Consider the following 26707-nt stretch of genomic DNA (forward strand, 5'->3'; position numbering starts at 1 on the left):
TGTGGTTAAATTGCGAAGCGGCGGGATTCGTTGATGGTAATTGTTCAGATTTTAAGTGACAATTCGACCAGTGTGCATATTAATTGTCCCAAAATTAAATTATGGTTATCATAAGCATGTACTCAAATATAACTGTAAGGAGTGATTAGAATGTTAGGATGGCTATGGTCATTAATTGTTGGTGGTGTCATTGGTGCGTTAGCAGGTGCGATTACCAGCCGTGACGTTCCAATGGGGATCATTGGCAATATTATTGCCGGTTTAGTTGGTGCCTGGATTGGTCAAGCATTGCTTGGAACTTGGGGACCTTCGTTAGCTGGTATGGCATTGGTACCCTCAATCTTAGGCGCTATTATCTTAGTATTAATCGTTTCTGCAATCTTCGGCATGCGTAAGAAACGTTAGGCGGTGATTAGATGAGCCGCTTAGCTAAGTTTACGGTGACGTTAGTCGGAATTGTATTGGTGTTATTAGCGGTTTTTGAACTGGGTCAGTTGTACCCGATCCCGTGGTTGACGTCCTGGTTAGCTGATCTGACGATTAACTACCCAATGGTTTGGAGTATCTTATTGATGGTCTTTGCCATTATTGCCGGAATCGTTGGTATCTTATTGGTAATTGTCGGCTTGTTTCGACCAGTTAAAGTCAGCACGTTGACGTATGATGGCAAGGTTGGCCAGTTAACGATTCCGCAACGGGCTTTGGAACGTGATTTGCAGTACCGACTCGTTAATCAGTTGAATCTGATTGATCCTGAGGTTCACTTGAAATTACGGCGTCGTCGCCGGGTACGAGTAAAGATTGATGCGATGGTTAATACTGACGCATCGTTAGAAACCACGGCCCAACAGGCGGCAACCTTGGCACAGGACTATTTGAAGAATCAATTGGGATTGACGGTCGAACAACCAGTAGTGCAAGTTAAGCCAGCAAATCACCAGCGTAAGTTAACCGTGGTGTAAAGGAGGGTCCTGATGAGTAACGCACAGTATGGTTTTCTGATTGGACTGCTTTTAGGTATCGTCTGGGTATTAACCAGTTTTTCGGCAGTCTTATTAGTCGCAGTTTTAGGGCTGATCGGCTGGGCGATTGGACGGTTTGTCCACGTCGATTTGGCTGCAGTTAGTCAGAAGTTGAGTGAGTATTTATCTAAATAATGGGAGGAATTACAATGGCACAACCAGAACAACAATTACAGACTCAATTGACGTTTGATGACGGTGTGATTGAAAAAATCGCCGGTCTAGCTTCACGCAATGTTGACGGCGTGTTATCCCTAGAAGGCGGCATGTTAAGCAATTTAACGAACCGCTTTCGTGATGAAGCTGACCCGACGCAGGGGGTTGACGCCCAAGTTGGTAAGAAACAAGTTGCTTTAGATATGACGATGATCGTTGAATATGGTAAGGACATGCGACAAATCTTCAATCAAATTTGTCAACGTGTTCAGCAAGATGTTGAACGGTATACTGGCTTGAAGGTCATTGAAATTAAGGTACATGTCAGTGACGTCATGAGCAAGCGTGATTGGCAAGATCAGGCCACTGGCAAACCAAATACGGATCAATCAACAGATAAACGGCAAGTTGAATAGCATGGTCGTTTAGAGTAGTCATTGGTAAGACGATTTTTGACAAAACAAGGAGGAATTTTGATGGAAGCAACAGCGACATCTTTAAAACCAGAAGTTGTTTTTGACGATACGGTATTGGCAAAGATTGCTAGTAACACGGCCCAAGAAGTCGAAGGGGTATTGAGCTTACAGGGAAATCTGATTGATGATATTTCCAATCGCTTTACGGATAAGGATCGCCCGCAGACCGGCGTTTCAGTTGATACCGATGACGATGACCAGACGGTTGGAATCGAATTGACGGCCATTCTAGCTTATGGTAAGAATGGTCAGGAGATTCTAGCACGGGTGGCGGATAAGGTTGCCAAGGCCGTTAAATCAATGACTGGTTATCAAGTGACTAAGTTAAAATTAGTCGTTAAAGACATGTTAACGACAGAAGAGTGGCGGCAACAAAATGACAAGCAAGAAAAAGCACCAGAAAAGAAACATCCAGAACCAAAGGATGACGGCCCACATTAATGGCAGCCGTAATGGTTAAAGGTACTCGCAAATTAGGCGGGTACCTTTTTTAGTGATGAGCGTTACATGAAGAAGTATCCTGAACTAAGTTCGTAATTGCGTTTGAACGTTCATGAAGATTGTCCGGAATGACCGTCACGCAACTATCATTATTGTTATGATTCATGAGATGAGTGTACAATAATATTAATGAGGTGATTAATATGAAAATTGGCATGCGGGCCAACCGACCGTTTATCATTACGGATGAACAGCATGGACAAACAGTTTTAAATGCGAAGACAGTTTTGGAAGCGCTACATATGCCAGCAGCGGACCGGCAACTTGGCTCGCTTGAAACGTTTGCGCCGCAAGAATTAGCGGCACCAATCACGGCCCCGCGACAGATTTTTGCTGTGGGGATGAACTACCGCGACCATTCGGCGGAGATCCACATTACGCTGCCGAAGGTTCCAAGTATTTTTACGAAGTTTAGTAGTTCACTGGCACCAGCGAACGTGACCGTGGCGACGCATGGTCCTGAGACCGACTGGGAAACCGAGCTAGTCGTGATGATTGGCAAGGGTGGGCGCGATATCGCGACGGCTGATGCAATGGCGCACGTGGCCGGAGTGATGGTTGGTGAAGACTTATCTGATCGAGCCGTTCAGTTCGAGAATGATAATCCACAGTTTTCAATAGGTAAATCGTTTGAAAATTACGCACCAGTTGGGCCGTGGTTAACGACCGTCGATGAGTTAGCTAACTTAGACGATGAGGTGATCACGACCACCGTCAATGGTCAGACGATGCAGCAAGCGCCGTTGAGCCAACTGATCTTCAAGGTACCGGATTTGGTGCACTACTTGTCGACGGTCTGTGAGTTACAACCAGGTGATTTGATTTTTACCGGGACGCCTAGTGGGACCGGCGTTGGTCGCAATCCCCAAGTCTTTTTGCAAGCCGGCGATCAACTGTGCGGTCAGATTACACATTTAGGGACGTTAAATATCACGATTAAGTAAATAGCCATAGTCGGTAAGTGAGATGGGTGAAGATTTATATTGTAACGCCCAGCACAATGCCGACTTTTTTTGGTACCATAAAAGTAATTATTGAATAGGGGGATACCGGTACGGGACCGGTGAGGAGCAACATGAAAAAAGTGTGGGTCGGATTATTATTAGGAAGTTTATTATTAGCGGGATGCACGACGTCGCCCAAGTCGTCAGCGCCCAAGACGAGTCAAAAAGCAACGTCAACCAAGGTAGCGGCAAAGCAGGCTGCTAGCCAAAAAAGTACCGCTAGCAGTGATTCTTCATCACCGGCTGAGGCAACCTTGTGGAATACGGGCAAGCAAGCGGCTTTATCAACGTTTATGGCCGCTTGGCAACGCGAGATGGGCCAGACCTATGTCGGGACGTATGATGACAAGGTTCCTGACCATTTAGGTTTTCGTTTTCCCAATGCTTTGCTTAATGGTAGCTTAGCAGGCCGAATCAAGTGGGGCTCGCAGTCAGTGGATCTCAAGTGGTCCAAGGACGGCGAAGACCGTAGTGAATTTCAAGTGGTGGCCGTCGCAACGGGTGGTAAGGCGGAAGCACAATATCCAAACACGTACTTCTTTTGCCTCCATCATCGGCGACCAGTCGTCTTTGTGACTCAGACGACCAACGGGGACGAGTTGATCATTCATGACACGCAGAACAGTGCTTTGCAAGCCGGCTTTGCCAAGATCATTACGGGCAGTCGACCGACGACGCTGACAGATAGTGCGCTGAACGTGAACATGAGTCGTGATGCGAAGGCTAATCAATGGCCTCAAAGTTATCAGGGGACTTGGTATTACTATAATAAGTACGATCACAAGATTAATTCGATGACGCAAAATGATACCGACGGGTTGAAGCTATCTTATGCGGCAGCTGAGGGACAAAAATGGATTCATATTATGGGGGCCGAGCAGACTGCTGGGGCCGGTAACTTTGAATACGTGCGTTATCATTATTTTGATGGCCGCCAAATTCCAGTCTTAATGAATGCTAGTGGTGCTGGGGCCTGGTTCGATAATAACGCCTATCCTTCAGCAGCCGCGGCAAATCAAATGCGTGACTGGCAATATGGAGATGAATCAAAGACCAGTCCGGCCGCTGACTCATTAGATTAATTAAGGGTGTCATGATCGGTAGTGCGGGCAGGGATAAATTAATCACTGTGAAAATATAATATTAATATAAAAGCCGGGACAAATGCACGTAAATTGCCCCGGTTTTCATTTTGTAAAGTTTATGTATATATTGAAAAAATCGGAATTGTTTTCTGAAAATAATGCTATACTATGACATAAGTTAACGGTGTCAAGACATCTAACGGTCGGCGCATTCATGTGAACGGCACGACATTTTAAAGCTGATTGTCGATCATGATTGCTGTCATTTGGGGGAATGGCGCGATGATGAAGATTACCGTCAACACAAGTGTGTACGATTGGTCAAAGAGTAGGAAATACAAAGAAAAAAGGTGTAGACATGCAGAAAAATACGGAACACACGCTCAACCTTACGATGACGATGATTTTGAAAATCGGCAGCGCCCGGTCAATGATTGCGGCTGCCTTAGCCGAGATTGCGGCCTATCGCTACGAGGCGGCACGTGAAAAATTACGTCAGGCCGAAACTGAATTGCTAACGGCCCAGCGGTTACAGGTACGCCGACTGATCGAGAATGCCAAGGCTCAACGGTTTGTGCACTCGACACTCTTTATGAATGCCCAGTCGGCACTAGTCAACGTGATGGGCGAGTTACAGATGACTGAGAATCTGATTGGCGCTTTTGAACGCTGGGAGCCAGAAGCGGCTTAATACGAACGTTAAGCTGACGAGTGAAAGGTCGCGTACTGGTTCATGATTAGATTTTGGAAGATGGTATTCGGTAGCAACTTAGACGGATAGAGATGGGGTTAAAAAATGACAGTTACTTTTAGTAATGAAGATGATCACAAGTTTCATAAGCTTACTGACCAATGTTTTACTGCCAATCCTAAATTACTGACAAAGGCAAGTATATCAGTACCACTAACTACCCGTACCATTCAGCCACGCCGTTATTTGGTGGTCACCAAGATCAATCAGGCTACCTTAGCGACAGCTACGTGGCAACCAGTCACCGGTGCAATTGCGCTACATAAGCATGAACGTTTGATTTATGATTTGGGAGCGCTATACGTCGGCCATTTTCAAGTTGCCATTGACGTGGCCGGTTCGCCAATGGACGCGCCGTTACTGATGCGGACAAGGTTTGCCGAACAGTTGCAAGAGTTAAGTGTCGATGCTAGTCGCGTGACCAGTTGGTTGCCCACAGCCTGGATTCAAGACGACACGCGCCATGTTGAATTATTGCCGACCACGGTCCAATTCGAACGCCGCTATAGCTGTCGCTACATCATGTTGGAGCCGGTGGGTCAGTCGCTGAAGTGGCAGCCGGTGTTGGCGGATGCGGAGTTTGAAGAAATTATCGATGACTTTAGACAAGCGGCGTAATATCGTCGTTCGCACTAATGATTATCGATATCGTACGGTGCAAGGAACCGTGTCATCATTAGTGATGGGGGTTGTCGAGAATTAGTTGCTAGTCGCGTGACAAATTCATGGGCGGCAGAGGACGCATTCCACCCGCAATTGTCGTATAATGAATATATTCTTAAAAAACGAGGAGAATAATATGGCAACCACAACTCATTTTTACGAAACATTTCAACCAGAACATTACGATCTTTATATCAATATTAACCGGGCGGATAAGCTGATTTCGGGGAAATCAACGATTACCGGGGATGCTAAGGCGCAGGAAGTGCTGATTCATCAGAATGGTTTGACCATTGCTGGTGTCCAAGCCGATGGTGCGGACGTGCCCTTTACTGTGGATAATGCGATTCAAGGAATTCGAATTGAACTTGCCAAGGCCGGTCAAACAACTTTGACGATTACGTACAGTGCCAAATTGACGGATACGATGATGGGTATCTACCCATCATATTACGAAGTCAACGGTGTGAAGAAAGAACTAATCGGGACGCAGTTTGAAACGACCGCGGCCCGGCAAGCCTTTCCGTGTGTCGATGAACCAGAAGCTAAAGCGACTTTTGATCTTGCCATCAAGTACGATGAACATGATGGTGAAACGATCTTAAGCAACATGCCCGAAGATCATGAAGCCGATGGAGTGCATTACTTTGAAACCACGGTGCGGATGTCGACTTACTTGATTGCGTTTGCCTTTGGTGAATTACAAGGCAAGCAGACGAAGACCAAGAGTGGCGTGACCATCGGTGTTTTCGGTACTAAGGCCCACAAGGCTAACGAGATCGACTTTGCTTTGGACATTGCCAAGCGCTCAATCGAATTTTATGAAGATTTTTATCAGACGCCATATCCATTGCCACACTCATGGCAATTGGCCTTACCAGACTTCTCAGCTGGTGCGATGGAAAACTGGGGCTTAGTTACTTATCGGGAAGCCTACTTACTATTAGATCCTGACAACACGGCCCTCGAAACGAAACAACGGGTCGCCACGGTGATTGCCCATGAACTTGCCCATCAATGGTTCGGTGATTTGGTTACGATGAAGTGGTGGGATGACCTCTGGTTAAATGAAAGTTTCGCCAACATGATGGAATATGTGGCGACGGACGCCTTAGAACCAGACTGGCATATTTGGGAAACTTTCCAAACGTCCGAAGCATCAATGGCGCTTCAACGGGATGCCACGGATGGGGTTCAGTCAGTCCACGTTCAGGTGGAAGATCCGGCCGAAATCGACTCGATTTTTGACGGTGCGATTGTCTACGCTAAGGGTGCGCGGATGTTAGTAATGGCGCGGGCCTTAGTTGGTGATGATGCCTTACGAGCAGGTTTGAAGCAGTACTTTATCAATCATAAATATGGTAATGCTAAGGGTGATGACTTGTGGAACGCCTTAGCGGATGCTTCTGGGATGCAAGTTGGGGACATCATGCATTCATGGCTGGAACAACCTGGCTATCCAGTGGTCACGGCAGCGGTTGTTGACGGTCAGTTGACCTTGTCACAACAACAGTTCTTCATCGGTGAAGGTGAAGAAGTCGGTCGTCAATGGCAGATTCCGTTGAATAGCAACTATGAGGCGGCACCAGCGATTATGAAGAACCAAGCTGTGACGGTCGGCGATTATGCCAAATTACGTGATGCGAGTGGGCAACCATTCCGCTTGAACGTTGGGAATAACTCCCACTTCATCGTCAAGTATGACCAAACGTTATTGGATGATATTCTAGCGCATGTTGATGACTTAACTGCTATTGACCAGTTACAGTTGTTACAAGACTTACGCTTATTAGCGGAAGGTCGTCAAATCTCATACGCAGCCGTTGTGCCATTATTAAGCCGGTTTGCAGCCAGCCATTCAACGGTCGTTAACGCAGCGTTGTACCAAGTTGCGGGTAACTTACGTAAGTTTGTTATGCCAGATTCTGATGAAGAAAAGCATTTACAAACGTTATTTGACCAATTGAGTGCCGCTCAGGTTAAACGGTTAGGGTGGTTGCCACAAGCGGGTGAATCTAACGATGATCAGTTGACGCGGCCATACGTCTTGAGCGCGGCTTTGTACGCCAAGAGCAGCGCGGCCGTATTAGCTGCCCATGAGTTATTCGAAGGTAATCGTGATAAGTTAGCGACCTTACCAGCCGATGTGCGGGTCTTCATTTTACGGAATGAAGTCAAGAACTTTGGTAGCAAGGACTTATTCGATAGTTTATTGACGGCGTCACGGCAAACAGCCGATGCTAGTTACAAGGCTGATATTTGTGACGCATTGACCGCAACTACGGACCCCGAATTAATCAAACAGTTAGTTGTGAAGTTTGAAGATGCGGATACGATTAAGCCACAAGACTTGCGGGCCTGGTTCCGCGGCGTCTTGGCTAATCCAGCTGGTGAACAAGCAGCTTGGGATTGGATTCGCGACGAATGGTCATGGTTGGAAGCCACGGTTGGTGGTGACATGGAATTTACCACTTACATCACCGTCATTTCACGGGTCTTCCATACGGCTGAACGTTTAGCAGAATTCAAGGCGTTCTTTGAACCAAAAATCAATACGCCAGGTTTAACGCGTGAAATTAAGATGGATACTAAGGTAATCGCCAGTCGCGTTGCCTTAGTTGAAGATGAACGTGATGCGGTGAATGCGGCAGTCGCGGAAGTTGTAAAATAAGTTAGTATTTGTTATGAAGGTAGTTCGATGCTGGAAGTTTCGGCGCGGACTACTTTTTTAGTTTGCAATAAGAGCAAGAGTAATTGACAATGACTTAATAATTGATGGAATTCCTTAACACTGACCTACAGCGTTAGTTAAATATGATATGATATTGGTAATTACAGAGAGTAGACGTGATTAGTATTACGGCTAATTAATGTCGTATAGATGGGAGGACTTATGATGGCAAGTGGACATCAATCTGAGGCGGAATTAGAGAATCACCTCATTCGAAAGTTGCAAAGCATTGGCTATCATTACGTTGAAATTCCCGATGTTGAAACGCTAAACGCGCATTTTCGCGCGGTCTTGAGTGAACGTAATCAAGAACGTTTAAAGGGAACACCACTGAGTGACCGTGAATTTCAGGCCGTATTAAATGATTTGATTGGCGCTAAGACGCATTATCAAGTTGCCCAAATTTTACGTGGTTCGGTTGTTCAGCCAACTGGGAAAATTAATATTAAACGTGATGATGATAGCAGCTTATACCTAGAAATTTTTAATGGAAAACAATTTGATCAGAATATTTTTGAAGTTAGCCATCAAATGACGGTTGAAGGTCGTCATGAGAACCGCTATGATGTGCTGATCTTGATCAACGGGATGCCAATTGCCCAAATTGAGTTGAAGCGGCAAGGGGTTGAATTTACCCAGGCTTTTAATCAAATTATTCGCTACCGAACTGAATCGTACGCACAAGCAAAACTCATGCGACTGGTTCAGGTATTTGTCATTTCCAATGGCAATGAAACGCGGTATTTTGCGAATGGCGATGGTGAGTTAAATTCAAACTTCATGTTCTACTGGACGGATGAACATAATAACTGGTTGAATGACTTGGACGCTTTTACGACCACTTTCTTGAGTAAACCACGGTTACATAGTTTAATCGCAAAATATACGGTGTTCGATAGTAGTGACCATAAAATGTTATTAATGCGCCCTTATCAAATATATGCCACTGAGGCAATTATTAAGCAAGCTATCGACCACCCCCATGAAAATGGGTATGTGTGGCACACGACGGGTTCTGGTAAGACGATTACCTCCTTTAAGGCCAGTCAGTTGTTATTACAAGAAACGGATGCTGAAAAGGTTATCTTCATGATTGACCGTGCTGACTTGGATATTCAGACGGTAAAGAATTTTAGTGCCTATCTGCCTGAAACAACTGGGGGCCAGAGTCCCTTGGATCGGACTGACAATACTGCTGCATTAGTCAAGCAGCTGTCCTCTAATGATAATGGCTTAATCGTGACGACCATTCAGAAGATGAATAATGCGGTCTCTAATGATCGGTATAAAGATATTCTGACACCGTACCATGACCGCAAAGTAATCTTCATTGAAGATGAAAGCCATCGTAGCCAGATGGGTGAAATGCGAAAAAACGTGAACCATTGGTTTAAGAATGCCCAACACTTCGGGTTCACAGGAACCCCGATTTTTCAACAGAACATGGGACCCGATGGGCGGACCACAAAAGATCTGTACGAGAATCAGTTGCATCAATACTTGATTCGTGATGCAGTTCGTGATGGTAACGTGCTTGGCTTTTCGATTCAGTATCTGTCGACCTTTGAAGAGACTGACCATGACATTACAGACGAACAAGTACCAGGAATTGATACGCAAGAGGTCTATGAGTCCGAGGAGCGATTGACCAAGATTGTCGAGCATATCTTGTTGAACCATAGCCACATTACAAAGAATAAGCATTACAATGCGATCTTTACGGTAGCGAATACACGCATGGCTCTAAAGTACTATCAGTTGTTTAGAAGGTTGGACCCTGATCATAATTTGAAGGTCACGACAATCTTTACGTGGGCTGCCAATGAGGACGACAACGAGGAACACCAAAAACAGGATGATGTCACTTCACGGATGGGATTAGATCAAGTCGTGAAGGACTATAATCAAATGTACGGTACGGATTTTTCAACGGATAAATTCAAAGATTATTTTGCGGATGTTTCTAAGCGGATGCGCGATCATAATGACCAAACGCCGACGGATAATATTGATATTTTGATTGTTGTGAACATGTTCCTAACTGGGTTTGACTCCAAACGGTTGTCCACACTATACGTGGATAAAAATTTGCAATGGCACGGTTTAATCCAAGCATTTTCTCGAACCAATCGTGTTGAGGGCAAACAAAAACCATTCGGAAATATTATTGCTTATCGCAATATCAAAAATAAGACGGATGAGGCTGTAGCGTTGTTTTCAGACGGGGACAGTTCCGGCTTCTTAGCACCAGATTATGATGAATTAAAAGCTGAATTTACTGACAAGATTGGCCAATTACTGACGGTGACTCCAGATGTCCAGTCAGTGGACGACCTCTATAACCGAGGCGATGACGCACTATATGAGTTTGTGATGGCGTTTCGGGCGGTCCTCCGGGTATATAATCGTATTCGCGTGTATGATGATTTTGAATGGGCGCAATATGAACCTGAATTTTCGGATCAGCTGATGGAAGCCTTTCGGGGCAAATATTTTACGGCGTATCAAACGATTTATCAACGCAAAACGCAGGAGCGCGTCTCAATATTAGATGACGTTGACTTTGATATCAGTCTATTGGAGACTGATACCATCAATGTTGACTATATTGTGAACTTAATCTCAGGCATTGACTTAATGTCGTCGACCGAACGTAAGCAAGATATTCAGAAAATTGAACATTTGTTGGATAATGCGACCAATGACCAATTAAAGTCGAAGGTTGAATTGTTGGAACAATTTTTGAATGAAGTTTTGCCAACGCTCGATACAGACGATGATATCGGCATGTCGTTGAGTAACTTTATGGCCGAGAGCCAGCGAGCTGCCATTAAGGGCTTTTCACAAGAACACCACCTTTCGGAAGACTTCGTTAACGAGCAGATTTCTGACTACAACTTCTACGGTAAGACCAAGGACAAAGAGATTATTGACAAGTTAAGTGCTAATGGGCTCGGCTTTCGAGAGAAACGGCAGGCCAAACGCGAGATTAAGGATTTTGTATCGACTATCGACCGAAAGTATTCACTAAGCTAGGAGAATGAATTTAATGAGTCATATTGAACAGGCCGAACAACAGGCTGAACTACAAAAAAGATTATGGGCTGTGGCAAATGATCTGCGCGGTAACATGGATGCCAGTGAGTATCGAAACTATATCTTAGGATTAATCTTTTATCGCTTTTTGTCTGAAAAAGTTGAAAATTACGCAAATGAGTTACTTCAAGACGATGATGTTGACTTTGCAGATGCGGAACAAGATGCTGACCTGATGCAAGATTTGAAGGATGAAGTGATTGACGTCTTAGGTTTCTTCATTGAACCACGATATCTGTTTACAACTATGGTCAAGAAGATTAACGCTGGCGATTTTGACGTTGAAATGTTACAAAATGCCATCAACGAAGTCCAGAATTCGACCTTAGGCAAAGAGTCAGAAAATGACTTTAAAGGGCTATTCGAAGACTTGGATTTGCAGTCATCACGGTTAGGAAACACAGTTGCCAAGCGTAGTGAACTGATTGCCAAAGTGATTCTATCCTTGTCGAATATTGATTTTGGTGAACAAGATATTAAAATTGATATTTTGGGTGATGCCTACGAATATTTGATTGGTCAATTTGCCGCTTCAGCTGGGAAAAAGGCGGGCGAATTTTATACGCCACAACAAGTTTCTAAGTTATTGGCAAGAATTGTTACGGCCGGTAAAGATCGTTTGAAGACGGTTTATGATCCTACGATGGGCTCCGGGTCGCTGTTATTACAATTGGGTAATTACGCAACGATTGGAAACTACTATGGTCAAGAAATCAACGGTACGACTTACAACTTGGCGCGGATGAACTTGTTGATGCATGAGGTTAGTTATAATCGGTTTGATTTACGTCAAGGCGATACTTTAGAGGAAGATCACTTTGATGATCTAACTTTTGACGCTGTCGTTGCCAACCCACCTTATTCGGCTAAATGGAATCCAGATGATAAATTAGATGATGAACGTTTTCGGAAATATGGGAAGACGGCACCGAAGTCGAAGGCGGATTTTGCGTTTGTTGAACACATGCTCTATCACTTAAATAATGAAGGCACGATGGCAGTTGTATTACCACATGGTGTCTTATTCCGCGGTGCTGCGGAAGGAAAAATCCGACAGTACATGATTGAACATGACAACGTCTTAGATGCCGTCATCGGATTACCAGCGAACTTATTCTACGGAACTAGTATTCCGACCGTTGTATTGGTCTTCAAGAAGGGGCGCGAACGTCAGGATATCTTCTTTATTGACGCGTCTAATGATTTTGAAAAGGGTAAGAACCAAAACAACTTAACGGACGAAAATGTCGATAAGATTTTGGAAACCCTTGAAAAACGTGAAGATGTGGATAAGTATGCTCATCGTGCAGAAGTAGCTGAGATTGTCGAAAACGAGTATAACTTAAACATTCCGCGATACGTCGATACATTCGAAGAGGAACCACCTGTTGATGTGGATAAGTTGGTCAAGGAAATGGGCGAAGCGGATGCCAAGATCAATGACCTACAATCTGAATTATCCGGAATGATGGCCGATTTAGTGGCGACTGACCCTGTCGCTCAACAGCAGCTTGAGGCCATTAAGAGGATGTTACAATGAAAAACGAAAATTTAGTGCCAAAAGTGCGGTTTAAGGGGTTTAGTGACCCTTGGGAGCAGCGTAAGTTAGGTGATATAACTGCTATCACTATGGGACAATCTCCAAGTTCTGCAAACTATACAAATAATCCCGAGGATCATATCTTAGTTCAGGGAAATGCCGATATGAAAAATGGATACGTATTACCCCGTGTATGGACTACTCAAATAACAAAAAAAGCGGAAGCTGGAGATTTGATTCTTTCAGTCCGAGCTCCCGTTGGTGATATAGGTAAAACTGATTATGACGTAGTTCTTGGTCGAGGGGTTGCATCAATAAAGGGTAATGAATTTATTTATCAAACACTTAAATATATGAATGATATAGGTAAGTGGACTCGCTTTAGTACAGGGTCAACGTTTGAATCTATTAACTCAGCTGATATTAAAGATGCAAGGATTGGATATCCTAAATTAAATGAACAAAATTTAATAGGAAACATTTTAGAAAAAATGGACAGCATTATCGCTGCCAATGAGGATAAACTAGAACAGTTAAAAACTCTCAAAAAGTTGATGATGCAAAAGATTTTTTCTCAGGAATGGCGCTTCAAGGGATTCACTGACCCATGGGAGCAGCGTAAGTTAAAATGGTTTTTACGTGTTTCAAAGTTAAAAAATATAGATGGCATTTTTGATAAAAATAGTGTGTTATCAGTATCTGGAGAATTTGGTGTTGTAAATCAGATTGCTTTTCAAGGAAGGTCATTTGCAGGAAAGTCTATTTTAAATTATGGAATCTTGGATCATAATGACGTTGTTTATACTAAGAGTCCCTTAAAATCTAATCCTTATGGAATAATTAAAACTAATTTAGGCAAGGCTGGTGTGGTCTCTACCCTATATGCTGTATATGCTCCTTTGAAGACAGTATACTCACCCATCCTAGGTTATTATTTCAATCTGGATACGCGAGTTAATAACTACCTACGTCCTTTAGTTAATAAGGGTGCTAAAAATGATATGAAAGTAAGAGACGAAGCCGTACTTGAAGGAAAAGTTTGTATTCCAGACTCTATAGAGACACAGAAAAGGATTTGCAATCTATTTTCGTTGATTGACAACCTTATCGCTGCCAATGAAGATAAACTAAACCAACTTAAAGAGTTGAAGAAATATTTAATGCAAAATATGTTTGTTTAAATTCATGGATTTTTACGGACTATCCCTGCTGAACAGCGATAGTATTAATTTATTTGTAAGTGTCAATTTTAGCCAAATGAATAATTATTCATGTATAAATGAGTTAGCAGCCGCACGAATGGTTGTTAACTCATTTTTTGGAGGTTTATTATGGCACAGCATGTTAAGTTCCATCAATATTTTTTTCAGTGGATGCAACTCTACAAATTAGATGCGGTTCGTCCAGTGACTTATCGCAAATATGAAATGTCACATCGTCAATTGGTAATGTTAGCGCCGGATTTAAAGATGAGTGACTTATCAAGGCTGACATATCAGCAATTGCTCAATGATTATGCGGAAACCCATGAACGGCAAACGACAATGGATTTTCATCGTCATTTAAAGGGCTCGCTTATTGATGCATTGGAAGAAGGTTTTATCGATCGCGACCCAACACGAAAAGCAATTATCAAAGGAATTAAGCATCGTCAGCATAAAACAAAGTATCTACATCAGTATGAGTTGCAGGCATTGTTAAATGAATTAAACCTGAACAACGAAGTCAATTGGGACTACTTCATCTTGCTGATTGCTAAGACTGGAATTCGTTTTGCAGAAGCCTTAGGTGTTACTCCTGCTGATTTCGATTTTGCTCACCAAACACTTTCAATTAGTAAAACTTGGGATTATAAATCTGCCAAAAGTGACTTCGCACCTACCAAAAATAATTCATCAGTCCGTAAAGTACCGCTGGATTGGCAGACTGTGATTCAATTTTCCCAGTTGACTAAAAAGCTGCCCGAAGATCATCCAATCTTTGTTCAAGCAAAAGTTTATAATGATACGGTTAATCATTATTTGGAGCGTCTATGCAAGCACGCATCTATTCCTGTGATTTCAGTCCATGGTTTGCGACATACACATGCTTCATTATTATTGTATGCGGGTGTTAGTATCGCCTCAGTAGCTCGACGGTTAGGTCATTCTAATATGACGACTACACAGCAAACTTATTTACACATTATTCAAGAATTAGAAAATCAGGATAACGATAAGGTCATGAAACATTTAGCAAGTCTAATATAGACGATAGGATTTACATTAATAAAGGCAGATTAAAACGTCCTCGAATGCTGAGGACGTTTTTTAAATTATACTCATTGGCAGCGATAAGGTTACTAAGTAATATTAAGACTTTTCCTAAACGTTGTTGTTCCATTAGGCATGGTAAGTAAATCGTATATGGAATAATATGCTTATTGTTTATTTGGGGGATTGTGGAGGTATCGGAAATTTTAGATAGATTTTCTTCTGAAATCAAGAAATAGAGGAAATATAAGTCTGTTTCTACTGGAGTTAAAGCCATCATATTAGTATCCATAAACATTTTTTTCTCTAATATTCTAACTTTATTAGTTAAAATTGCGGCCCCTCTTTTTGAAAATACAATTGACCCACTCTGAATCATCTTTTCAGCATTCCCCTTAACAGTATGTTTGGTACTGTTTTGAAAAACAGTTGAATTATTCAAGTCATCTACCTTTAAATATGGTTCGTCTCCGTCGACAAACTCACTGGGTGCATCTCCAGACTTAATAATCACATAGTTTCCGAGCTTACGCTGCTCCCAAGTTTTCAGGTTTATTTATCATATATTAGGAACTGGTACTTGGGAGCAGCGTAAGTTACTAGAAATTGCAGATCGTCTTTCGAAATCATCTAATAGTGAGAATTTAGCACATGTTGAATATGCCGATATTATATCAGGAGAGGGGAGACTTAAATCGGAGAGTCTTATTCAAAAGCGTACCGATAGCAGGTCAGGTATTCAATTTGTTGCTCAAAATGTTCTTTATGGTAAATTACGCCCATATCTCAATAATTGGTTATTCCCGAACTTTCCTGGGATTGCAGTTGGTGACTTTTGGGTTTTTCAAACTAAGAAGGGTATATTCGCTCCGTTCTTGTACGCCCTAATACAAAGTCCAAAGTATCAGCAAGTTGCTAATATCTCTACGGGAACCAAGATGCCTAGGTCTGACTGGAAAAAGGTATCTGGGATACACTTTGAAGTTCCAATCGAATTTAATGAACAACGAAAAATAGGTCATTTTTTTCTAAGGCTTGATAGCCTTATCGCTGCCAATGAGCAAGTCCCAAAATTAGTCATTAAAATAGTAAAGAATTCTCTCGTCAATTTATTACTATTTAACTAATAGTTTTAATTACCAATAACGAATTAATCGTGAGCAAAATAATCATCTTAAGCACAGTTTGAAAGTTGGATTCAGGCACCTAGAGAGTATAAATCAATAATTATGCCACATTTGGTTTAATACTAGTATAATTATCAAGATCAAAAATAATTATGCTGATTTGTGGGTGCTTCTGCATTATTTGAATAACAACCGTAGAAGTACCTTTGAAAAGCACCAATTCGCAAGCCAAGCAGAAATGCCAAGTTGACTATCTCATAATCTGGTTCACCATACCAAATGAAATCATGTTTCCCTAACTACCTAATCAACCGCAATAACACGCACACCACAATAATCCACGTCTTTCTGATCGCCAAACTGTCGCATGACCTCGCCGTGCGTGACGCAGGCGATGCAATCGTAGGAGGTAGCATACTTATTCAAAGTTGCCAAAACTCGGGTCTTCATTTCAGCTGCCGTTTCGTAAGGGAGGGGACTAGCGATGGTGCGTTTGCCGGCGTGTTGGCGATAGAGCTTGTAGGCCGTGGCCGCTTGTTCATCGGTATCAGTCCGAATACCCGTGTTATCGGGTAGCCACTCGTGTAATCCAAGTTCGACCTTTAGTGGGATATCATTAAAACGCACAATTTCCAGTGCCGTTTGTAAGGCGCGTGTGTAGGGGGACGACAGAATTAATTGGACTTGTGCAAATAACGGCTGCTGGGCGCATTGTTGTGCCAGCATAATACCACGGTCGGTTAAGCCGCCGAGTTCACGGCCGAAACCAGTTAATCCAGCTGTAGTGACCTGTTGATAAGTTGGTTCGGAGTGACGAATGAGATAGACTTTCATCGATTAGGACTTCCTTCATTGGAATTATAATGATTAATTTCATTATAGGCACCTTTGATCAGAAAAAACGACACTTCGAAAAATGAAGTGTCGTTTTCGTTAGACCTAATGACGTTATGATTGCCGATGTTTACCATAGAACCCGAACGTGACGACGGATAATAACAGTCCTAGGATGACCGCTAATTTGCCAGTCTGTTCGTCGGTTTGTGGTAACTGGGCTGAGTGTTCAGTGACGGGACTCGTTGTTTTGACCAAACTTGCCTGGGCGGCCACGGGTTTAAGCGTTGGTTTCACGGTCGCTGCTGGTTTTACAGCTACCGCTGGTTGAGTCGGTTTAATACGGTCTGGCTGCGTTACGGTCGTTCCTGGTTCGTTAGGCGTCTCGGGTGTGGTTGGCTCAACAGGCTTAGTCGGTTGTTCCGGTTGTTCGGGATCAATAATATCGTCGGTACCAGTCGTGTCAGTTGCTTGGTAGACGTACGTGACGTCCACGTTATCAGCAGTGAAGAGACCCATGGCATTTTCCGGCTGACCAACGAGTTCATGATCAGTGAACGTCAGGGGCACGGTTTGATAAGTGGTTCCCGTCTTGCCGCTCAGCACGGTTGGTTCGTTTAGTTTAATGCCGTCTTTGGTCATGTAATGCACCGTAACGGTTCCTTGGGTATCTGGAATTGTGGGGGTGTTTACAGTGTAAACATAGGTCACAGTCTTCGCGGTAGTTCCGAACGTCCCACTGACGTCACCCTGCACAGCCTTGAAGGTGTAACCATCGATAACCAGCTGTTCAGTCGAGTAGCTGTCACCTAAATACCCGCTGTGAACAACGTCAGGATGGATAGACTTACCATGCTCATCCAGATACTTGGCGGTGACGGGTAGCCCAGCCGTCCGTTCATAGACGTAGGTCACAGTCTTAGCAGAAGTCCCGAACGTCCCACTGACGTCACCCTGAACGGCTTTAAAGGTGTAGCCGTCGATAACAAGTTGTTCGGTCGAGTAGTTGTCACCCAAATACCCGCTGTGAACAACGTCAGGATGGATAGACTTGCCATCTTGATCCTGATACTTGGCAGTGACCGGCTGTCCAGCTGTCCGCTCGTAAATGTAAACGACGCGTTGTGGCTGCAAAGTATAGGTACCAGTCGTGTTACCCTGTGTCGATTTTACCGTATAGCCGTTAATGTTCAGCGGTGACGTTTCATAGGGCTGTCCTAATTGACCTTGACCGCTTAATACGTTATCGGCGGCTAACTGCTGGCCGTTTTCGGCTAAATACTGAACTGTGATATCGCCCGCATCCTCGCGAGTGTAGACGTAGATGACAGTTTGCGCTTGGTCGCTGAATTGCCCAGTAGCGTTCGCTGGTGTTTGAATTAAGCGGTAGTTTTCAATCGTCTTGGCGTTCGTCTGGTAGGGTCGACCTAGCTGACCGTTACCGGTTAGGATGTCGTCGGGAGCTAAAGTCGTGCCGTTAGCGTCTTGATACTTCACCGTGATATGGCCAGCATTTGAGCGCGCATACTGGTAAATAACGGTTTGCGCGTCGGTTGAAAAGGTCCCGGTGGCGTTCGCGGGTGTGACGACTAGGTAAAAGTTAGGAATTGAAATGGCTGCCGTTTGATAGGCTGCTCCTAGCTGCTCTTTGCCGTCTAAAAGCTTGTCGGGTGCTAGTGGGTTACCAGCACTATCTTGATACTTAACAACAATCTGACCAGCATCGCGGCGCACATAGACGTAAATGACCGTCTGTTCCTGGTCTGTGAAAGTGCCCGTGGCGTTTGCCGGCGTTGTCATCAGGGTGTAATTTTCAATGTCTAGTGGTTCAGTCGTATAAGCTTGGCCGAGTGATTGGGAGCCGGAAATTGTCTTATCGGGCTTTAATTGGTGTCCCTGCTTATCTTGATATTTCACCGTAATGTTACCGGCGTCTAAGCGGACATAGACAAACGTGATGCTTTGCGGATCAGTCGTGAAAATGCCAGCCGCATTGCCGATAGTTTGCTGTAATTTAAAATGGTCAAAGGTTGGCGCATCTAAATTGTAGGCGTTACCGAGATTGTGTTTTCCAGGTAGAATTTGCGGTTCGTAGACTAAGTTGCCGTTAGTATCGACCATATGAATCGTAATGTCGCCGGCGTCCTTACGAGTATAGTAATAAGTGACGGTCTGGGCATCCGCCGTGAAGACACCACTGGCATTGCCGACAATGTTCGTAAAGTCATAATTTGGTAGCTCGTCATCAATGCGCTGAGTCGTGTAAGGCTGACCGACGATGCCGTTTAAGGTGAGGTCAGCAGTGACTAGGGATTCACCGGTAAGCGCGTCGACGTATTTGACCGTGATGGGCGCAGCAGTGGCAGCTAAGACATACGGGCGGACGACGACAAAGTTGTTACCGTCAGAAGCGGCGGTCATGAAATAATAATCGTCCATGGGAATAACCGTGGTACCGTTAAAGGTCGGACCTGTTAGTCCGGGTTGCTGGGGCTTCATATTCGTGTAGTAGATATGACCGTTGCTGTCGTAATAACCACCGCCCGCACCGTTGAAGTACCAGCGAACGTAAAGCTGACCGTTTTTGTAGAAAACAGTTTCACCGACGCCATTATTGGGCTTCAGTTGAACCTTAGAGCCATCTGGTAAATAGCAATCAATCGCCAGCGTCGCAATATTATTATCTGCACTAATATAGGCGGGTGGTAAGGTGATAAATTGGTTACTGAATGTGCCTTTCAGATTTTTAAATCCTTTAAGTGGCGAAAAATCTGAAATGTGGTTATAGGCGGCATCGACCTCCGTTAAATTCTTTAAGTTTGCGAGCGGTGAAATGTCCGTGATCCGGTTTTGCTGAATATTGACCACTTGGAGTTTTTGTAAGTTGGCTAATGGTGAAATATCAGTGACATCACTATAGTAGCTGCCAGACGGTGCGTTCAAGTTGTTATTGAGCCAGACTGTCGTAAGGTTAGTAGCATATTGCAGTCCTTCTAATGAGTAGGAAGTCTTGCCGTCGATATAAGTGTCCTTGCCATAGTAGGTGGTCAGTAGTAGCATATCTGCCTTAGTGATGTCTGCAGCTGAGTTCCAGGTACGATCTGGGTTCTGTTTGCGCAGTTGACTGAGTACCTCTTGTTGCAATAACGTGTTCGGCATCCAATCGTTAATATTTTCTGACGCGGTGCGGCTAATGGCACGGACGACTGGTTGGTTAGTTTTCAAAACCAGCTTTTCCTGGTTTACATTGGTAACAATTTTATCATCGGTTGACGCTGAGCTAGTCGCTGACTGAGTATTCACCTCGGTGGTAGTGGAGTTGGACGACGCGGGTACGGCTTGCTGGCTTGGTTGCTTGGAAGCTTGATTATCGGTTGTCGTTGCTTTAGCTTGACTATCAGTCGCTGATTCAGTGTTTGATTCGGTAGTTGGTTCAGTAGTTGATGCGGAGGTTGTTTGAGCTGGTGCGGTTTGAGTTGGGTGCTTAATATCTGTGGTCGGTGTTGATTCTGACGTGGTAGTTGCTTGAGATTGTGATGCTGGATTTGCTGATTGTTGTTGTGGGTTGGTGTTCACTGACGACGAGTGCTCAGAGGGACTTCCGGTTGATGTGGTGGGTGACGTGGCTGCGACTGCTGACTGGCCGGATTTTATCGTGGATACTGATGTAGAAGTATCCGCTTTCAAATTGACCTGAGTAGCGTTAACTTGAGTATTCGTATTCAACTGACTGTTGGTCGGTTCGTTGGTTGTGGTCGTGACTGTATCGTCGGCAGCCGCCGCCTGACTGGCAATCGTTAACGTTGTCAGTATCATGGCGGTTGCGCTCGTGATTACCCATCGCGATTGGTGACGTTTATTCTGATTATTAACATTGTTTGGTTTCAAAGATCCCCACTCCTTCAAAATACTTATATAATGTCGTTGACAATTTAAGGGTAACATTGTCATTGCCGTTAGTCTAATAAATGATAATTTAATTATTGGGAGCTAATTGTATCTGTCAATGTCAGCTGGCTGCATAATAGTTGACGTAAGCATAAGATTGATTATAATTTAAATGGTAATAATTACTATTTATCAGGAGGCACCCATGATGGAAAAACAAGATTTAGCAAGTGCGCGCAGGCGTCTACGGGGGACCAACTTAAAATCGCGGAAACGCGCATTGAAGATTTTACATGATGCCCGACGTAACGCCAGTAAAGCCAAATAGTATCAGCGAACGTTAGCTAATTTGGCTAACGTTTTTTTGTTAGCTGTGCGGTATGATTAAGATACAGGAATGAGTGGAGGACATGTGGATGGAAACAACTTTGGTGATTATTCGGGGAAATTCTGGGAGTGGCAAGACGACGCTAGCGCAGGCGTTGCAACGACGCGTGGGCCATCATACGTTGCTAGTGTCCCAAGATGTCGTTCGTCGCGACATGCTGATGAGTCATGATTACCCGGGAAATATTTCAATTGGTCTGATTGAACAAATTGCGTGTTATGGGCTGGGACGTGTGCCTGTAGTCATTGTGGAAGGCATCTTAGCACGTGATCGGTATGGAAAAATGTTGGCGCGGCTTAGTCAATCGTTTCCACGCGTCCTTACTTATTATTTTGAAGTGAGCTTTGCCACGACCTTGGCGCGTCATCAAAAGCGTCATCGTGATTTTGGTGTGGAAGACATGCGTCGGTGGTGGCTTCCACATGATACGTTGGGCGTTGCTAACGAAGTCTTAATTGGCGAGCAACAAGATTTAACCACGGAAGTTCAACAAATTATGACTACCATACATGATTGTGACTAAACAACCATGAGTTGATTGGTTTGATCGTGGTTGAGGATTAAGCTGAAATCATAAAGGGGGGCGAGCCAATGTTACTCGCAGCATTATTGAAAACGCGTCGCTGTCAGTATGGATTGACACAGGCACAATTAGCGTCCAAGTTATTTGTTACGACTCAGGCGGTGTCTAAGTGGGAACGCGGAAAGGCGATTCCGTCAATCGATAATTTACTGGCACTGTCGGATCTGTATAATCTATCCTTGGATGAATTAGTGCGTGGTAGTGCTTTCTTTCCAAAGCCATATATTGTTGGTCGGCGACTAAGCTTTGGGCGACTTCTGGGTCTCGGATTATTTTGGCTATTTGTTTGTCTATTATTTACTGGTTTTGGTTATCAGCCGTGGTGGCTCTTTTTATCACTTTATATTGTTGGATTGATTGTGGTCGTTCCAGTGGGAATCAATAGTTACTGGGTGATTCAGCCTGCTACCATTGAATTGCATACGTATGCTGCATCGACATTGACGAAGTTTCGCCAAATTGTGTTCAATTGTCCACGGTGCCAACTAATCCACTATACAGATCTGCAGCGAGTTACCATCAGTTATCGGTGTCGCAAACGATTTTCACCATTTGATTTCAATCCGGATTATTTTCAATTGATTTTAAAGACTAATGCCCAAACTTATCAGCTGGAATGTGCGTTGAAGGCCAGCGACTATTTACCGCAATTTGTCAGTTATTTGCAACGACAAGGTGTGACGGTTGATGATCCTCAACAAGTTGTGGAATTGTTAGTTTCAGGAAAGTCGTTGTATCAGCATTTTCATACCGAGACTTGATCTTGAGCGGTTGCAACCAACCGTTGCGGTAGCGCTTAAGTGTGTTGCAATGAATTGGTGCACTCAATAGTCTAGTATTGTAATAGAGGAGCGGGTAGGATGAAAATTGTGATTGGCAGTAAAATAAAAGAGCAACGACAACAGCATGAATGGTCCCAGCAGACGGTGGCGGAGCGGTTACACGTCTCACGGCAAACTATTTCCAAGTGGGAATTAGGAAAAAGTTATCCAGATTTAGAGTTATTGGTAGCACTGAGCAAACTATTTGCTGTCTCAACGGATGAGTTATTAGGTTTGAGCAGAAGACCTGTTCAGCGACCATGGTGGCAGTTGTTATTGCGTAAAAGGAGTCGAACAGATATGACGGTGAAATGGTACAGCGGGGGGCAGGATCGGGCACGTGTTGCTGTGGGCATAATTAGTGATTTAGTTGCTAATCTAAATACCACGAATGAGCAACCGTTACGACAGCTGCTGGCAACTTATTATCAGGAACTATTGGAACAACGAACTGGTTCAGTACTGGGAGTATTCGACAGAATGAACTTAGACATCTCCAAATGTCTGCGGCAGCAACAAATCAAACTATCACCAGAAAATGAGCAACTAATGCAACAGCTGGTGGGGTTGAACATGATTTACTACCGGTGATTTATTTTGAAAGTAAAACGCAAACTGTCAATCATCTAGCTTAATAGATGCTGACAGTTTGCGTTTTATGTTAAAAATCAATCGCAGGATTAAAGGTTTGACAAGCTTGTTCGACTAGATAAGCAATCGGTTTAGCTAGCACGTGACTTGGTAAGTAGGCAATACTAAAATCAAGGCTGAGCTCGCTTGTTGGTAATTTGAACGCATTGATAGGGTACTTGGCTGGTTGAGTGGCTAGTTTTGCCAACATTGCAGTGGCTAGAACAATGCTACCAAGTCCTTGAAGTGTCAAGCTTAGTGCAAAGCGAGAGTTATCGACTTCAATGAGTGGAATCGTTTGAATGCCTTTATCGGCAAAGTAATGGTCAACCAGTTCTTGAAAGCGAGCTTCACCGACTGCACGGATGACAGGCTCACCAGTCATTCCTGTAAGAATGGTGGGGGTGAACGGTCGCCAAAATTGATTGGACTGATATATTCCGGCTGTTTTTGGAATGACTAAAGACAAAGAAATTGTCTGCAAAGGGATGGTTTTGACGTTAGTTTGATGAATTGTTTTGCCAATAAAAAAGTCTAGCTGATGACTAGCTAGCAACGTTTCTGCTTTTGATGTTGTGATTTCTAGTATTTTAGTGCGAATGTTCGGAAAACGTTGATAAAAAGCAGGTAGTGTTTGACTAAACCAAGCATTAGCCATTGGTGGTGTAATCCCAATCGTCATACTTTGATACTTATTTTGACTGATTTCTTTAAGTTCAGTGTTCATTCGCTGATGGAGACGGGCGTCACTTTGCAAATAAGTCAGTAATCTTTCTCCAGCATAAGTTAATTCAAGTGGATGATGGCCGCGGTCGATTAAGGGGGTCCCAAAATGAGTTTCCGCACTTTTAATTGTGCGGCTAATGTACGGCTGACTGATGAATAAACTTTGTGCAGCTTTCGTCATACTATTGTGCTGTTGAATAGCTTCTAAAAATACTAACAATTTATTTTCCATGAAATCGCCACCTTTAATGCTTAATCTTATTAAAATCAAGTATAACCCATTACTCATTTGTAATAACAGATAATCAGATTGTTATTTCTATAAAAATGAAAGCGGTTATATAATACAGATGTAGTTAAAAAATGATTCTGTTTGTGATTTAAATATCAATTTCAATTGTGCTTTAGAATACGTTAAATGGATTTTGAAAGGGTGGTCAGCATGCTCCAAAAAATGAATCAGGTTAAATGGGATTATCAATATGATACGGTAGTTATTGGCTTTGGTGGTGCCGGGGCGACAGCAGCGCGGTTTGCGGCGGATGCACATGCGAAGGTATTGCTCACGGATGCAGCGCCGAATGGTCATGAAGGAGGCAATACCCGTTATTCTGCCCAACTCTTAGGAACGGTAGATAGTTTCGATGAGGGTAAAAAATATTATCAAAACTTAACGGCACCCATGCAATTAGACGATAGTATGATTGATACTTTCGTAGCGGGCATGGCGAATATGCGCGACTATGTTCAAAAGTATCTCAATGTTGAACCGGTGAGTGTCAAAAATGATTTTACAGCTGCTGATTCTCCAATTTCATTAGACAGTGCAGTTCATGAGTTTCCTGAATTTGATGGAGTTCAATCCTATGACTTTACAACTGTCCATCATGGCATTTTTGATGCAGCTTTGTGGAAAATTCTTCGACAAAAAGTGTTAGATCGGCAGCAACAGATTGATGTCTGGCTTAGTGCTCCGGCACAACATCTGATTCAAGATCCCACTACGAATACAATTATCGGTGTCCAAATCGAACGTCAGCATCGTTTAGTTAATGTTCGAGCTACCAATGGTGTAGTCCTAGCATGTGGTGGTTTTGAAAATAATCAACAAGCCATCCAGGACTACCTTGGTGCTGAGCACTTGGCACCATTAGGCACGCTGTTTAATAAGGGTGCTGGTATTAAGATGGCCCAAGAAGTTGGCGCGGACTTTTGGCACATGCAAAATTATGAATCACTCGGATTTTTACATGGTCTTTCGATTGCCGTACCACAAGGTGAACGTGGTCGCTTGATTTTAGGCTGGCCGGAAGTTAACCATGGTAGCGTTATTACGGTGGCTGATGACGGTAGTCGGTATTTTGATGAGAGTGAAGCCAACCGGCACGGTCACATTTATGATCATGGAATGTGGCGAGTACCGCGGACAAATGTCCATCCATACCTGGTTTTTGATGAGACTCAGTATCAACAGATGTTAGCAAGTCAATATACGCCGATTAATAATCTCACCGATTTAGTTGTGAAGGCCACTACTCTAAACGACTTAGCACGAGTTATGGAAGTTGATGGTACGGTACTTACCAAGACCGTTCATGATTTCAATTATTTTGTCGAGTCTGGTACTGACTACGCGTTTAATCGGCAGGTTGATACGATGCGGGCATTTGATGGTGGGCCATATTATGCGCTTAAGTTAACAAACAACGTACTTAATACCCAAGGGGGACCACGTCGTAATGACCGGGCAGAGATTTTAGATGCAAATCAGCAACCTATTCCGCACTTGTATGGTGCAGGTGAATTGGGCGGTATTTGTGCAAATCAGTATCAAGGTGGCGGTAATTTAGCTGAATGCCTGATTTTTGGAAAAATCGCTGGTGAAAATGCAGCTAAACCTAAGGAAGAAACGACACAATTAGTCGATGAAAAAGCAGTGGCTAAGCCGGATGCGAATACTAGTGCTTCGGTGCATCAGACTGGTGCCAATGATTTGCTAGCTGAAGCATCACCGGACATCACAGTTGGTGAACACCAATACTTAGGGCGCTCAGATGATGGCATTGGTGGGCAAGTTGTGGTTCGTATCACGTATGTTGACCAACAATTAACTCATGTTGAAGTAGTTGAACAACATGAGACTGGTGAAGTTGGTGGTCAGGCAGTTGCCGAATTGCCGGCAAAAATGGTGGCTGCTAACACTTATGATGTGGATGCAGTTTCCGGCGCTTCTGTATCGAGCCGTGCCATCAAGGCCGCAGTCAAGGACGCGCTATCCCAGGCCGAACAGACCGTGTCAAATGATTAACCACTGATCGCACAACCCACGAATCACCTAGTGCTTTTAGTATCTTTTAGTGCGTAATACCGGTAAACTAGAATTAACAAATTCAATCAATGGAGGCCGCTCATGCGTATTACAAAAACGAGTTT

24 protein-coding genes are annotated in these 26707 nt (G+C 43.7%); 20 read left to right on the forward strand and 4 right to left on the reverse strand.

Annotated elements, in window-relative coordinates:
• The first annotated feature begins 150 nt into the window (after nt 1-150).
• The 14 genes from MZO41_RS12045 (at nt 151) to MZO41_RS12110 (ending at nt 15274) form a co-directional block, all read left to right on the forward strand.
• Entirely contained in the window at nt 151-405 is a 255-nt protein-coding gene (locus MZO41_RS12045; RefSeq protein ID WP_003641172.1) for a GlsB/YeaQ/YmgE family stress response membrane protein, read from the forward strand.
• An 11-nt stretch (nt 406-416) separates the two neighbouring features.
• Nucleotides 417-962, forward strand: a complete 546-nt coding sequence (amaP, locus tag MZO41_RS12050; protein ID WP_003641173.1) for an alkaline shock response membrane anchor protein AmaP — start codon at nt 417-419, stop codon at nt 960-962.
• 12 nt (nt 963-974) lie between these two features.
• The gene (locus MZO41_RS12055; protein WP_003641174.1) at nt 975-1157 is read left to right on the forward strand and encodes a hypothetical protein; all 183 of its coding nucleotides are present in this window, start codon (nt 975-977) and stop codon (nt 1155-1157) included.
• 14 nt (nt 1158-1171) lie between these two features.
• The gene (locus tag MZO41_RS12060) at nt 1172-1594 is read left to right on the forward strand and encodes an Asp23/Gls24 family envelope stress response protein (protein ID WP_003644046.1); all 423 of its coding nucleotides are present in this window, start codon (nt 1172-1174) and stop codon (nt 1592-1594) included.
• A gap of 60 nt (nt 1595-1654) precedes the next feature.
• Entirely contained in the window at nt 1655-2095 is a 441-nt protein-coding gene (locus MZO41_RS12065; RefSeq protein WP_003641176.1) for an Asp23/Gls24 family envelope stress response protein, read from the forward strand.
• 203 nt (nt 2096-2298) lie between these two features.
• On the forward strand, nt 2299-3099 hold the full coding sequence (locus MZO41_RS12070) for a fumarylacetoacetate hydrolase family protein (protein ID WP_016511031.1): 801 nt from the start codon (nt 2299-2301) through the stop codon (nt 3097-3099).
• Nucleotides 3100-3230: 131 nt separating this feature from the next.
• The gene (locus MZO41_RS12075) at nt 3231-4241 is read left to right on the forward strand and encodes a DUF4767 domain-containing protein (protein WP_013355308.1); all 1011 of its coding nucleotides are present in this window, start codon (nt 3231-3233) and stop codon (nt 4239-4241) included.
• A gap of 361 nt (nt 4242-4602) precedes the next feature.
• On the forward strand, nt 4603-4935 hold the full coding sequence (locus MZO41_RS12080) for a PTS lactose/cellobiose transporter subunit IIA (RefSeq protein ID WP_003644049.1): 333 nt from the start codon (nt 4603-4605) through the stop codon (nt 4933-4935).
• A gap of 105 nt (nt 4936-5040) precedes the next feature.
• On the forward strand, nt 5041-5613 hold the full coding sequence (locus MZO41_RS12085; RefSeq protein ID WP_003641180.1) for a hypothetical protein: 573 nt from the start codon (nt 5041-5043) through the stop codon (nt 5611-5613).
• Nucleotides 5614-5794: 181 nt separating this feature from the next.
• Nucleotides 5795-8329 carry a M1 family metallopeptidase gene (locus MZO41_RS12090; RefSeq protein ID WP_058906918.1) on the forward strand — a complete coding sequence of 845 codons (2535 nt, stop codon included), beginning with the start codon at nt 5795-5797 and terminating at the stop codon, nt 8327-8329.
• 222 nt (nt 8330-8551) lie between these two features.
• The gene (locus MZO41_RS12095; RefSeq protein ID WP_013355310.1) at nt 8552-11425 is read left to right on the forward strand and encodes a type I restriction endonuclease subunit R; all 2874 of its coding nucleotides are present in this window, start codon (nt 8552-8554) and stop codon (nt 11423-11425) included.
• 13 nt (nt 11426-11438) lie between these two features.
• The gene (locus MZO41_RS12100) at nt 11439-13025 is read left to right on the forward strand and encodes a type I restriction-modification system subunit M (RefSeq protein ID WP_011101215.1); all 1587 of its coding nucleotides are present in this window, start codon (nt 11439-11441) and stop codon (nt 13023-13025) included.
• Nucleotides 13022-14206 (forward strand): restriction endonuclease subunit S, encoded by a 1185-nt coding sequence (locus tag MZO41_RS12105; RefSeq protein ID WP_119724044.1) that lies wholly within the window; start codon nt 13022-13024, stop codon nt 14204-14206. The genes MZO41_RS12100 and MZO41_RS12105 overlap by 4 nt, the downstream gene beginning before the upstream one ends.
• Before the next feature lie 150 nt (nt 14207-14356).
• Entirely contained in the window at nt 14357-15274 is a 918-nt protein-coding gene (locus MZO41_RS12110) for a site-specific integrase (RefSeq protein WP_013355312.1), read from the forward strand.
• 10 nt (nt 15275-15284) lie between these two features.
• Here MZO41_RS12110 and MZO41_RS12115 read toward each other — a convergent pair whose 3' ends face one another.
• Nucleotides 15285-15833 (reverse strand): restriction endonuclease subunit S, encoded by a 549-nt coding sequence (locus MZO41_RS12115; RefSeq protein ID WP_128650891.1) that lies wholly within the window; start codon nt 15831-15833, stop codon nt 15285-15287.
• A gap of 7 nt (nt 15834-15840) precedes the next feature.
• Between MZO41_RS12115 and MZO41_RS12120 the strand changes: the two genes are divergently transcribed.
• Nucleotides 15841-16404: a restriction endonuclease subunit S gene (locus MZO41_RS12120; RefSeq protein ID WP_261797959.1), complete on the forward strand. Its 564-nt coding sequence runs from the start codon at nt 15841-15843 to the stop codon at nt 16402-16404.
• A gap of 303 nt (nt 16405-16707) precedes the next feature.
• Here the strand turns inward: MZO41_RS12120 and MZO41_RS12125 are convergent, their stop codons facing one another.
• Both MZO41_RS12125 and MZO41_RS12130 read right to left on the reverse strand, forming a co-directional pair.
• Complete coding sequence (locus MZO41_RS12125) at nt 16708-17238, reverse strand: histidine phosphatase family protein (RefSeq protein WP_013355314.1); 531 nt, start codon at nt 17236-17238, stop codon at nt 16708-16710.
• Between the two features lie 114 nt (nt 17239-17352).
• Nucleotides 17353-21126, reverse strand: coding sequence for a MucBP domain-containing protein (locus tag MZO41_RS12130; protein WP_013355315.1), 3774 nt, complete (start codon nt 21124-21126; stop codon nt 17353-17355).
• Between the two features lie 208 nt (nt 21127-21334).
• On the opposite strand from MZO41_RS12130, the gene MZO41_RS12135 reads away from it, so the two are divergent.
• The 4 genes from MZO41_RS12135 to MZO41_RS12150 all read left to right on the forward strand — a co-directional run bounded on the left by MZO41_RS12135 (nt 21335) and on the right by MZO41_RS12150 (nt 23509).
• A complete protein-coding gene (locus tag MZO41_RS12135; RefSeq protein WP_003645748.1) occupies nt 21335-21454 on the forward strand; it encodes a putative metal homeostasis protein in 120 nt (39 codons plus the stop codon).
• Between the two features lie 88 nt (nt 21455-21542).
• Entirely contained in the window at nt 21543-22037 is a 495-nt protein-coding gene (locus MZO41_RS12140; protein WP_003644055.1) for a kinase, read from the forward strand.
• A 68-nt stretch (nt 22038-22105) separates the two neighbouring features.
• Nucleotides 22106-22858, forward strand: coding sequence for a helix-turn-helix domain-containing protein (locus MZO41_RS12145; RefSeq protein WP_003644056.1), 753 nt, complete (start codon nt 22106-22108; stop codon nt 22856-22858).
• A gap of 99 nt (nt 22859-22957) precedes the next feature.
• Nucleotides 22958-23509, forward strand: coding sequence for a helix-turn-helix domain-containing protein (locus MZO41_RS12150; RefSeq protein WP_003644057.1), 552 nt, complete (start codon nt 22958-22960; stop codon nt 23507-23509).
• Nucleotides 23510-23579: 70 nt separating this feature from the next.
• Here the strand turns inward: MZO41_RS12150 and MZO41_RS12155 are convergent, their stop codons facing one another.
• Complete coding sequence (locus MZO41_RS12155; RefSeq protein WP_003644058.1) at nt 23580-24506, reverse strand: LysR family transcriptional regulator; 927 nt, start codon at nt 24504-24506, stop codon at nt 23580-23582.
• A 186-nt stretch (nt 24507-24692) separates the two neighbouring features.
• Between MZO41_RS12155 and MZO41_RS12160 the strand changes: the two genes are divergently transcribed.
• Nucleotides 24693-26582 (forward strand): FAD-binding protein, encoded by a 1890-nt coding sequence (locus tag MZO41_RS12160; RefSeq protein WP_013355316.1) that lies wholly within the window; start codon nt 24693-24695, stop codon nt 26580-26582.
• The last annotated feature ends 125 nt before the right edge of the window (nt 26583-26707 follow it).

The organism is Lactiplantibacillus sp. C232, from assembly GCF_023806725.1.
Lineage (GTDB): Bacteria > Bacillota > Bacilli > Lactobacillales > Lactobacillaceae > Lactiplantibacillus > Lactiplantibacillus plantarum.

Excerpts from the sequence above, each read along its gene's own strand:
- MZO41_RS12055 (WP_003641174.1), top strand. The coding sequence starts at position 975 with ATGAGTAACGCACAGTATGGTTTTCTGATTGGACTGCTTTTAGGTATC.
- MZO41_RS12150 (WP_003644057.1), top strand. The coding sequence starts at position 22,958 with ATGAAAATTGTGATTGGCAGTAAAATAAAAGAGCAACGACAACAGCAT.
- MZO41_RS12160 (WP_013355316.1), top strand. The coding sequence starts at position 24,693 with ATGGATTTTGAAAGGGTGGTCAGCATGCTCCAAAAAATGAATCAGGTT.
- MZO41_RS12155 (WP_003644058.1), bottom strand. The coding sequence starts at position 24,506 with ATGGAAAATAAATTGTTAGTATTTTTAGAAGCTATTCAACAGCACAAT.
- MZO41_RS12085 (WP_003641180.1), top strand. The coding sequence starts at position 5,041 with ATGACAGTTACTTTTAGTAATGAAGATGATCACAAGTTTCATAAGCTT.
- MZO41_RS12075 (WP_013355308.1), top strand. The coding sequence starts at position 3,231 with ATGAAAAAAGTGTGGGTCGGATTATTATTAGGAAGTTTATTATTAGCG.
- MZO41_RS12065 (WP_003641176.1), top strand. The coding sequence starts at position 1,655 with ATGGAAGCAACAGCGACATCTTTAAAACCAGAAGTTGTTTTTGACGAT.
- MZO41_RS12105 (WP_119724044.1), top strand. The coding sequence starts at position 13,022 with ATGAAAAACGAAAATTTAGTGCCAAAAGTGCGGTTTAAGGGGTTTAGT.
- MZO41_RS12060 (WP_003644046.1), top strand. The coding sequence starts at position 1,172 with ATGGCACAACCAGAACAACAATTACAGACTCAATTGACGTTTGATGAC.
- MZO41_RS12145 (WP_003644056.1), top strand. The coding sequence starts at position 22,106 with ATGTTACTCGCAGCATTATTGAAAACGCGTCGCTGTCAGTATGGATTG.
- MZO41_RS12095 (WP_013355310.1), top strand. The coding sequence starts at position 8,552 with ATGATGGCAAGTGGACATCAATCTGAGGCGGAATTAGAGAATCACCTC.
- amaP (WP_003641173.1), top strand. The coding sequence starts at position 417 with ATGAGCCGCTTAGCTAAGTTTACGGTGACGTTAGTCGGAATTGTATTG.
- MZO41_RS12110 (WP_013355312.1), top strand. The coding sequence starts at position 14,357 with ATGGCACAGCATGTTAAGTTCCATCAATATTTTTTTCAGTGGATGCAA.
- MZO41_RS12140 (WP_003644055.1), top strand. The coding sequence starts at position 21,543 with ATGGAAACAACTTTGGTGATTATTCGGGGAAATTCTGGGAGTGGCAAG.
- MZO41_RS12070 (WP_016511031.1), top strand. The coding sequence starts at position 2,299 with ATGAAAATTGGCATGCGGGCCAACCGACCGTTTATCATTACGGATGAA.
- MZO41_RS12100 (WP_011101215.1), top strand. The coding sequence starts at position 11,439 with ATGAGTCATATTGAACAGGCCGAACAACAGGCTGAACTACAAAAAAGA.
- MZO41_RS12135 (WP_003645748.1), top strand. The coding sequence starts at position 21,335 with ATGGAAAAACAAGATTTAGCAAGTGCGCGCAGGCGTCTACGGGGGACC.
- MZO41_RS12125 (WP_013355314.1), bottom strand. The coding sequence starts at position 17,238 with ATGAAAGTCTATCTCATTCGTCACTCCGAACCAACTTATCAACAGGTC.
- MZO41_RS12080 (WP_003644049.1), top strand. The coding sequence starts at position 4,603 with ATGCAGAAAAATACGGAACACACGCTCAACCTTACGATGACGATGATT.
- MZO41_RS12045 (WP_003641172.1), top strand. The coding sequence starts at position 151 with ATGTTAGGATGGCTATGGTCATTAATTGTTGGTGGTGTCATTGGTGCG.
- MZO41_RS12090 (WP_058906918.1), top strand. The coding sequence starts at position 5,795 with ATGGCAACCACAACTCATTTTTACGAAACATTTCAACCAGAACATTAC.